Genomic DNA, 10,588 nt, shown 5'->3' with positions numbered 1-10,588 from the left:
ACCGGCAACCACACTCGCCGGTCCAGCACCTCCAGGCCTGACAGCGACTCATCCCCCCAGCCACAACTGACGGAAGTTCTCGGACGCTTACTTAGCAAGACACCCGGACGGGGTCAGGAAAATTCTGGGTCACACCCGCGGCTCGGCCGGCGCGATGGGGTGGTCCCATCATGACTGGAAAATTCTGAGCCCAGCCGCCAAGCGCCGCGCCGTGGACATGCTCAAAGAAGTTCGGAGCCTGTCGGAATGGTTCGCGGGCAGGGTTGTTGGGCTCGCCCGAGCCACGTATCGGCGTATCCCGGTCGCGGCGACCCCGGTTGATCCGAACGCTGGCCTGCGGGCCTGGCTGCCTCTGTTCCGCTCAACCTGCGTCATCGTCTGTAACACTCGGGTGGTGAGGCGGGCGAGCCGTGACTCGCGACCATGGCGTGGATCCCGGCATATCTCGTGAAGGCCGATTGCGCGGCGCGTTCACGGCGGTCACGCTCCGCCCCTGAAGCTTTCGGTGGGTGTCTGCGTCGATCCGTCGCGCTTTTTCCTGCGCTTCGGTCGAGAGCCCTGCCGGGTGCGCCACCCCGACCTCAGCGATAATCCGGGCATACCCTTCCGCTGCCGCCAAATCGGTCATGATCCGCTCATACAGGTCGGTGAGACCGTATCCAGCGAATTGTTCCCGCGAAAGCCCCACCGCACACCGGACCTCGACGATCGCCCGGGCCGGCGGGATGGGCGCCTGTCCTAGACGGTGGCGGATGTCATCGGGTCCGGAGAACGCCGCCGTGACCGGGTCGAACGCGGTTACCGCGCGGAACAGGGCCAGTAGCCGGTCGGCATCGGGCTCCGCCGTGTCGGCGGCGGGCTCGCGGATCAATGCGCGGGGCTCGGTCACATCGACATACCGGCACACCGAGCCGGCTGCCCCGACCGCGTGCGCGAGCCGGGTGAGCAACCACGCCCTCCGCGCGGCCCCGGCTTCGGGAAAGACCTCCCGGACCAGTTCGCTACCGTCTGCGCAGAGTACCCGCTCAACTCCTGGCTCGGCAGCGCCCGGACTGTCGATCACCGAAGTCCGTACTACGCCACCGCGAAGAGCCGCTTCCACACGACTCTCGGACCTGCCGCCGGTCGCGTGCCGCGGGCTCCTCTCGGCCCTGTCGGGAGTCCCGGTCATACGGAATCCTCGGTCCCATTGGACGAACTGGTCCGATCCGGCCCGTCAGGGGAAGCAGGGTCGCCGGGTCCGTCCTCGCGGGCGGGCTGCGATCGCTTCGCCGGGTCGAGGGAAGTGTGGCCGACCCGCACCGGGGAGTCGATGGGATGAGCGGGTCCGATTGCGACCGAGAGGGGCACCTCTCGTCGTTTCCCACCGTCGTACGCGCGCCATCTCGAGGGAGAATGCGTATTCTGCGAGCCGGTAGCCGCGTCTGCGGCACCGGTCCACTGGCCCGTGGGCCGCTCGGTCTCGGTCAACCATCGGGAGATACGGTCACCGTATTTTCTGCGGAATTCCGGCCCGCTCAGCGCGGTTCGCAGGTCACGCATCGCAGTCAGCCACGATCCCGGCTGCTGCCGGTCGCCGCTGGTTTCGCTGTTGTTCCGGGAGACCAGCAACGAGTTCGCGCCGATTCCCGGGCCTCCGTCGGTGCCGATGCCGGCCCCGTGGTGTGAGTCTTCGACCCAGGGACCGGTCGGGGTGGTATCGGTCAGCAGCTCCGGCAGGGTGATACCGTGGGCGAGTCGCTGGATATCCCCGGCGATGAGCTGCGCGGATGCCGACAACCGCTGCGCGAATACCTGCGCTCGCGCCCGGACCGTGTCCGTATCCGCTGCGGCGGACTCCGGGGTGGCGGACTCATCGGCGGCGTGGGCGGCGTGCACGGCAATCGCGGCGAATCGGCCGGTGACATCGTCGATCTCCTCGGCGTCCTCGGTCGCGCTGACGAACCACAGTCCGGTCACCGCACGCGCGAATTCGACATACGCTGGATTCAAGACAGTGCGCTGTTCCTCGGGAAACAGCATCGTCAACCCGTGGGCGGGTGTAACATGCTCGGCTATATAAGAATCGAGTACTTCGAGTTTCCCGATCGCGGTGATATCGGCCTCGTGCCATCGCAAGAAGGCGTTCGCGACATTCTGAACACGGAACTCCGCTCCCAAATCAGCGAAACCCGGTGTGATCGATTCCGCGAAGGCATCGAACAACTCCGGAGTGTGCTTCTCCGCGACGACCTGCTGGAAACGCTCCAGCGCCACGGTCGACGACTTCGACGTCAATTCCTCGAACACCTCAGCAATACTCACGGTCCCACCGCGAAGGCCGTCACCACTCGTGGCCGGTAATTCGTCTTTGTCGAACGCCGCGGCGCTGCGTTGCTCCAGTTCCGATCGGGTGGTGGCGAGTTCGATCAGCTGAGAGATGAATTCGCCCAGATCGTCCGGTCCGCGGGCCAGTGCCACCCTCTCGTCGATCGCCTCGGACTTGATCGACTGCTTATGGTAAAAGAAATCCTTGACGGCGTTGTACAGTTCGTTGGTGATTGGGGATATACCGCTGGACACCAGGAACCCCCGGGCCAGTTCTTCCAGCCCGGGTGTCCGGGACGCCAGCAGCGAGATCGGCAGCGACAGCCCTGCGATACTCACCCCGTTCGTCAAACCCGGAATTTGGCTGAACATTTTGCGTTTGGCGTCGGGCAGCGGTTCGGGAAGTTCTACCGTGACGCCGAGGCGTTCCGCGATCCGGGCCCGTGCCTCCGACAGCGCGTCGTCGGTCCTTTTGAAAAGGTAGGCGTTGTCGCCATCCTTTTGGCGGGCCCACGCAGAGCGTCTGTTGCGGTCGTAGATCGGCCGCACCAGCGCGGCGAAGAACCGGTTGGCATTCGAGGGTAACCCGAGCACGCCCAGCTCCGGGTGGCCGGCCAGGGCGGCGGCTGCCGCCCCCAACCCTCCCGCGACCGCGACGGGCGTCATCTGGCTGAAGAGCATCTTGGACAGAGGCGGCGCAATTGTGGGGACTGCCTTGGTACGAAAAGCCCCCGCTTCCAGTCGGTGTTCCTCGATGAATGCCAGCATCTTGCGGCATTCATCCTGTTCGGTGGCGAGCAGATCGGCCAGCTGTGCCAGCTGCTCCGCGGGCAGATCGGGATGGTCGTCGAGCAAACGGTCCACGCCGAGATAGAGCAGCAAGCTCTTCTTCTGCAACCTGGTGAACTCATCCAATGCCTCGCCACGACCTGCCACGGACATTGCCTGTCTGTAGAGAAGGAAGGGTATGTTGAAGCTGGGGTAGTACAGATAAGAGCTGATCCCGCTCGCCACGCCGCCCACCGATCGCCGGACGGCGATCTCCAGGAGCAGTGCCATATTACCCGCACCACCAGCACCACCAGCACCACTGATGAGCAGATCGACACCCACCCGGGCCAGCACATCCACTGCCGCGGCACTCGAATGACTGAACAGGTGCGTAGCGAGTTCGTCCCGAACCTTCAAATGCGGCGGACCGGGATCCGCGTGCATCCGCGCCGTATCCCGCATGATGAAGAAATTGGCCCCACCCCTGCCCAAGGAACCGGTGAACGAGCCCACCGCGTACCGTTGCTCTTGATCCGGGTTGTCGGTGGCAATAACCGCCGGAGCGTTCGACGTACTGGCCACCATCGACATACTCAGATGCACCGAAAGGCCGGCATCGGCGGTTTCGGTGGCGGGTGTTCGTTTCCGTTTCAGCCAGCTCCCGTGATGCTCGATCACATATTCCAACCCGGGCGCCATCGCGCACAACGCCGCGTATCGTTCTGTGCGCTCTGTGCGTTCCTCGGCTCCCCTGGCACGCACCCCGATGCCCAGTCGATCCAGATACCCGGCCCGCAGATCGAACAGGTAGCGTCGCTGCCATTGCGGCACCTTTTTCGCGGCCAGCAACTGCTCGGCCACCAGTAACGGCACCGCATCCAGCAATGCCGCCTGTGTGGCCACCAAGTCGTCGTCGGAATCCCGTTCGAACCGTGGCGCGTCCGGTGAGATCTCGCCCAGTCCTCGATTCCTCCGCATGAACTCCTGCACCGCGAGTCCCAATGCCATCGTCACCGCACGCTCGACCGTCGAGGGCCCAGCGGTCACCGGCGCCCGAATCCGCTGCTCCAGCAACACCTGATCGTCGGGGGAATAGAGAATCAGCCGGCGGGTCACCGGGTCGATCTGCACGGCGAACCGGGCCTGCGAACCGTCCTTGTGCTTCATCGTGACGCGTGAGATTCGCTGTTCGACCGCGACCTCTTTCACCTCCTCGCCGTGGGGAACGCGCGCGACCTCCCCATTGGCCACGATCTCCACATCCACCGAGAGGTCCTCGATCCCCAACGGAAGCAACGCCTCACCCACAGCGACCACGGCAGCGGGGACCGCCTGCTCGGCCACGGTGGGCGAGGGCTGTGCGTCGGGTACCTTCGCCAAGGTCCGCAAACCCTTGTCCCGCCCTTGCGACACCTTCACCACCTCCCCTTCCCAGTCATCCGTGGGTGTGGACCTGCTCAACCGGACCACCACCTCGGCGACCCGCGGACGCCGCCGCCCCGCCACCGACCTGTCCACCTTCCGCACGAACTCACGGAACGCCACCACCCGCACCAACTCGCGGTCACCCCCGGTATCGACTTCTACCTCGTGATCAGCGTGCCGCAGTATCGACGCCACCCGCCGATCGAGCGAACCGAACTCATCAGCACGACCGACAACCGCCGCCACCAGATCACCGGTTTCCGATAAAGACTTCGTCTCAGCGAGCAGCACCGCCGACCCCGTCGGCGGCAGCGGCTCCCACTCGGCCTTCACCGCGGGACGCGCGTCCGCTGTATGAGGCTCGTCCGGCGAACCCTTGTCCGCCGGCTCCCGATAACCGGCGATCTCGTCGGGCGTCCGGGACGGCGCCGCCTCGATCACCGGAAACGATTCGACACATTCCTCGACCGTCACGGCGCCGTCGGTATAGTTCTCGAGGTATCGGCCCACTATTTCCACAGATGGTGTCACCCGACCCGACTCCCGGTCACGGACCATCTCAGCAGTCATCGTCGCCGCGTGGTGGGGTCCGGGAGCATTGTGGGCTTCCGCGGCCTGGGCGACTGTGGCGCCGGACTGCTGCCGGACATACTCCAGATACTGCCCGGCATGCGCATACCCCTCCGGAAAACGAGCCGTATCGGCCGCCAATGCCCGCACATACTTTTCGACCACCGCGGCCGAAAGCTCCGACACCCCCGATTCGATCCGCTCGATCTCCGCCGTCGTCACATCCATCTTCTCCGCGACCGACAGCGGCGTAATCCCCGCCCCGACACGCAACGCCCCCAGACAAGCCCCCAGAGGGAAAGATTGGTCCACCCGATCCGGCGAACTCGGCACCGCCCCGACAAGCCGCATCTCCCATGACTCGCGGGACGGCAAGAGCGACGCCAATACCCGAAGATATCGCTCCCACTGCACCGGCGACTCCGGAAGGCTGGGCAAGACCTCGAGTTCGGCGACCGCTGCCGGGGTCACCCCCCACAGCAACGCCACCTGCTCCTCACGAATGCCGGCACGCTCCCTGATCGCACGCAACGCCGCACCCACCACATGCGGGGCACCCCGCAGATCGGGATAGAAACGATCGGCCAACGCCGAATACAACTCCCGAGCATCCGGAACCCGCCGCAACAGCGCCCGCACCTGATCAACAGTCAGACGTGCATCCCCTCTCTCCGCATCCCGCCACGTCCCCACCGGTGCCCCGAGCAGCTCATCCATCCACTCGGGAGCCTGCACGAGGTACCGGCGAACACTCCGAACCCAGTCCTCTACCCGCGCAAAGGTATACGGATGCGGCACCGGCGCCGCACCTTCACCGGTGACTACCTCAGGTTCAACCCCCAACCCCACCAACCACTCCCGCACCCTCCCCTCCTCCAGACCGTGCATCCGCACATACTGACCCACACTCTGTGTACCCACCACACTGTCTTGCCCCCGTCCTTCGAACCAGTGGCGGAACCGGGCCTCCGCCGACCGATTGATATCGGCGACATCCTGCCGGTCGACAGGACCCGGCCCATCCGGGGGCGCCTCCGCGGGATGCGGAGTGGCCGACAACAGGGTCGGGGCGGACTCGAGTTCGATCGACGGCGCCTCATCCGAGCCGGGCGAGGGAGTATCGAGGAGCGCTCCCCATAGATCTTCGAGCGCCAGAGTGAAAATAGGCTTTGAGAAATTGACGTATCGGTAAAAGAACAAGCCTGCGGATTGCCCCAAAGTCATTGCGGAAGGACGTCCGTTCTCCATGATGGGTCGCATGTCCGCGTACTCGTGTAGAAATCGAGTAGATTCCTCATGGGACGTGAGGACCACTTGCGTCTGAAGGAGTGCCCGGCCGAGTATTCGAGCGAAAACCAGCTTCATAATGTAGGACGGGAGACTATCGATCAGCCCGGAAGTCTCATCGTAGGGCAGGAAGGAGCTCTGAGGTAATTCTCCGACCAAGTCAGCGATGGAGCTGGGCAAGCTTTCGTAGGCGGCAGAGGAGAGAGCCTCCATCTCGGCTCCGACGTGGGCGATACTCTCAGCCCATCCCGGTGTGTCGTTGCTCGTAACCACCTGCCTGTCGAGGACGCCGGGCTGACCGACCGAGGCGCGATCTTCGCCCGGCAGCGGACTCGTCGCGGAGGAGTGTGCGCCGCGACCGTCGTCTATGGTCTCCGCGGGCGGCGTACCGATGAGACCGTCCGGGAGGTACTCGTCGGGAACCTTGGTCGACAGCCGCAACTCCACATTCGGATCGACCCCCGTCGTGACGTACTCGTGGATCGCCCACAGTGATGTGCCGAAGACGATGGTGTTGTCTGGGTTTCGTCGGAAATTTGCGCCGGCGAACCCGGCACCCAGGGCCTTTTCTGGGTCGAGTTCGGGCTCTTCGGAGGTGGTAAATGCATCCGATCCCAGGGGTTTGCACCAGTCGTCGAAATTTTCGGTGACAACACGATGCTGTTGCAGTTCCGCGTGGGTTCTGCGCAGCACCGTAAGGAGATTCCGGCTGAGATCATGCCCGCTGGCCTGGTCGATCGCGCGGGCGAATTCGTGGTAAACAAGGTCTTTGTACAGGTTCCCGCTGCTCGGATGTGTCCCGCGTTCGCGTCTGAGAGCATGTTGAACCCGGCTCTTCTCCCAGTCGGCTACGTGTCGCAGATCGAATCTCAATTCCATCCCGTTGGAGACCCCATGGTCTGCACCGCCACGATCGACCGGAGGGAGATTCGCCACGCCCAGCTGCTCGACCGGCGGGAAGTCGATCTCCACCCGGCGAATGTTGGTCAGCAGCTGCAGACCGGGGGCGTATCGATACTTTTCGAGCAGTTCATCCAGTGTGTTCAGGATTTCCCCGATCGCGTTCGCCGGGATGTGCGGGCTGTCCAACAGCTCGATATACGGGTGCTTCAGCCTGAATTCCTCGATCAGCCGTGCCTTGGCTTTACTATCGTCGTCATCGTCGAGCCCGGCCGTACGCCGCAGATGCTCTGCCCGGCGTTCCGCGTCGTCGGCATGGCGTGCTATTTCGCGCAACCCGAACATCGCCATCACATGCGCGGCGAGTACCTCCGGCCCGAAAGGTACGACATCTGATTGCTGCTGCAAATTCCCTTGAAGGCGCGTTACCCGATCCCCGATATCGATGATGTCCTGTCGGCTGAGGTGGTGGTCCTGCCATACCCTGCGACCGTCCACGTATTTGACGAAAACGTCGGCGAAGGGACTGGTCTTACCCGTAATTGCCTCGAAAAGACCAAGCATATCGGCTGCGCGGGGGTCGTTGCGAGGCCAGCGGGGAGGCAGATCCCATTCGAGAACGGGATATTCGGGATTCGATACCGCCTCGTTCATCGGGGCGCCGAGCGCGCGGCCGATCCGGCTTTTGTTGGTCCAAACCGCCTCATTTATCGGGGCGCCGAGCGCGCGTCCGATCTGTGCGTTGGTCCAATCTCCGACTGCTTGGCCGAGGATACGGTAGGTCCGACGCAGGGTCCGGGGATTGCCCTCGTCCTCATGGGTTACCAGCTCGGACATGATTTTCGGATGTATTATCCGCCTCCTCGACAGTTCGTAACTTCTCGTCCCGGCGGATTCGAGTGCGTCGTTGGGTGGGCGGTGGCCTGCGAGTGCGTATCGGTTTCTGTGTTGCGGAGCTTGTTTTTGGGGAGAGTGGTGGTGGGCTCGGCCGCGACCGTCGAATGTGGTGGCCAGAGGAGGGTAGTCGGTGTTATTGAGTTGTGTGTTGGATTTCCAGGTTTCGAAGTCAGTGGCTGTGTTCAGTAGTGTCGTGGGGTTGGTGAGGTCTTCTGGTGTGGTTTTCAGGTGTTCGGGGCCGGCGGCGATGTCGATTACTACGAGTTCAGGTTGGTGTGGGTGGTCGCCCTTGTTGTAGAGGGTGATCACGTGGCCGAAGAACCATGGGGGTGTGTGTTCTTCCAGCTCGGGTAGGTCGGATAGTGCTGATATCAGCTGGGCGATCTTGGTGGCTTTCTTCACGCTTTCGAGGCGCGCTGCGTGATCGGCGTGGCTCAGGTGTTTCGCGGTGTGGTAACCGTCCAATTGTTTCCGGGCGTATTCGCGGTCGTTGTCGGAGGGTGCGGCCTCGGTATTCGATCTTTGGATGTAGAGCCAGGCGGAGCTGTGGGGTTCTGTCGCGAGGAAGGCGGCCAGCTGGTCCACGTTGTCCCACTCTTGCAACATGCCACCGCCCGACGCGTTGTTGATGTCGGTGTCGTCGTGGCCGCTCATCGGTGTGTAAGGAGGCATTTCATCGGGGAGGTTCGGGGTGTTGCTGTAGAGCACCCGCCGCACTGTGACGGCATTGTTGAGACAGCCGTTGGGGGTTCGCTGGTGGATCGCGACCACCAGGTCACATAGTGCCGTCACCGCGAGATATGTGGACGCCGCCGCGGCGGCCTGCGTGCTGGGGGTGTCCACCAGGTCCTCGGTCGGGGCGGAGGAAACAACCTGGGTGAGCGCGGCGGCCGCCTTTTCCCGGGCTTTCCCCGCGGCCTCGGCGTGGGACAGGGTTGTCGACGCAGCGGACTCGTTGTTCAACGCGGCGGCGAGTTCGTGGCGGGCTGCGGTTCGCACGTAACCGGCCAGACGTATGCCTTCCGCACCCGCGAAGTCGGCATCTGTCAACACGATATCGGTGGGTGGCACACCCAACGCGTTGGCGATAACCGCATGTTTCACACCTAGGGCGGACACCACAGTTCGTCGGCGTTTTTGCAGTTCTGCCAACGCATCCTCATCGGATATGTTGGTGTCGGCAACGATTGATGCGGGCGTTCGGGCTCGATGGTGTTGATCGAGTGCGTCCACCATGGCCGGGGAGAGACCCACGTCCCGCAACAGGCGGGCCACCTGGTTCCTACCGCCCGCGGTCGCGTTCGTGAGTGCCGCCATGTCCCGGGTTGGGATCCCCAGCCATCGGGCCAGGTGGGTGAATCGGTTACCCGACCCTCGCATCGGTCGGACGGCGAGTGGGGATACCGCACCGGTACTTTCGGCGGTCTCGTCCGTTGCGGTGGGTGGTGTCTGTTGATCGGGGCGCGCTGTCGGTGGTGCGGCTACTGTCCCGTCGGGGCTGGTGTCGGGGTGCTGGTCCGGGGCGGGGCGGTCGCGCCGGGATCGTATCGGTGCCGACACCCTGGTGTCGGCACTTGGTGCGTCGGGGCTCGAATTCTGACCGGTGGGGGTGGTGGACGGTGTGATCGGGGAAACCGTGGCGCCGGAGGTGGATTTGGCTGTCGTGCGCCGTATTTGCGCGGTCCGGCGGCGGTCGGGCAGTCGTGTGACGCCGATGGGTGTGTGCTGGTCAGCTTGGCTTGGGTTGGGTGGCTGTTCGGGGGATTGGTGGGCCAGTCGGCTGACCCACTCCTCTCGGGATGTGGGCCATGAGGGACCGCCGGGGTGGAAGGTGCTGGTGCTGTCGGGGGGTGCGGACAGCTCGGCGGGGTCTGTGGTGTTGTCGGCTGGTGCGGCGGGTCGTGATGGCTGTTGTGGGTGCGAGGTGGTGGTGCTGTCGGGTTCGGGTGGTATCTCATGGGCCAGGGTCGCGGGGTGTGGGTTACGGTGCGTGGTTGTGTGTCCCGGCTCGGTGCCGGGCTGGCTGGCAGGTGTGGTGGTGTGCGTGTCGACGGTCGTGCTGGTCGGTGCTGTGGGTGCGGTGTCGGTGTGGCGGGCCGGAGGGGCGGTGGGTGTGGTGGTGGCGTGGTCGCCGGGCGAGTTGGGGTGATGTTGGGGGGGTTGCGGGAGTGTGTCGGCGGGCTGGGGTCGGCGGGTGTCGTGTGGTTCGGTCGGGGTCTCGGCGGGGGTGGCGGGTGCCGGTTCTGTTGCGGTGGCGGTGAGGTTGTTTTCGCTGGTATCGGTTGCTGATTCACTGTCGGCGAGATCGGTGGCCTGGTCGTTGTGGTGGGCGAGTGGGGTGCTGTGCCGGGTGCGGGCCGACGGCTCGGTGGTGGAGTCTGCTGCCACCGGGCCCAGACCCGCGCGGGTGCGGCGCTCGTTCTCCCGGGCC

At 64.4% G+C, this 10,588-nt stretch carries 3 protein-coding genes; 1 reads left to right on the top strand and 2 read right to left on the bottom strand.

All coding sequences use genetic code 11. The annotated features are described in order from the left end of the window. Positions 1-361: 361 nt before the first annotated feature. Positions 362-949, bottom strand: a complete 588-nt coding sequence (locus tag ABZV91_RS30990) for a hypothetical protein (RefSeq protein WP_355249288.1) — start codon at positions 947-949, stop codon at positions 362-364. 218 nt (positions 950-1,167) lie between these two features. Next, complete coding sequence (locus tag ABZV91_RS30985) at positions 1,168-9,432, bottom strand: helix-turn-helix transcriptional regulator (RefSeq protein ID WP_355249287.1); 8,265 nt, start codon at positions 9,430-9,432, stop codon at positions 1,168-1,170. Positions 9,433-10,147: 715 nt separating this feature from the next. Between ABZV91_RS30985 and ABZV91_RS30980 the strand changes: the two genes are divergently transcribed. Beyond that, on the top strand, positions 10,148-10,306 hold the full coding sequence (locus tag ABZV91_RS30980) for a hypothetical protein (RefSeq protein WP_355249286.1): 159 nt from the start codon (positions 10,148-10,150) through the stop codon (positions 10,304-10,306). Positions 10,307-10,588 lie beyond the last annotated feature (282 nt).

Origin of the sequence: Nocardia sp. NPDC004568 (genome assembly GCF_040609955.1) — a bacterium.
Lineage (GTDB): Bacteria > Actinomycetota > Actinomycetes > Mycobacteriales > Mycobacteriaceae > Nocardia.
The sequence above is the reverse complement of the archived record's forward strand: the minus strand, read 5'-3'. Positions and strand labels throughout refer to the sequence as shown.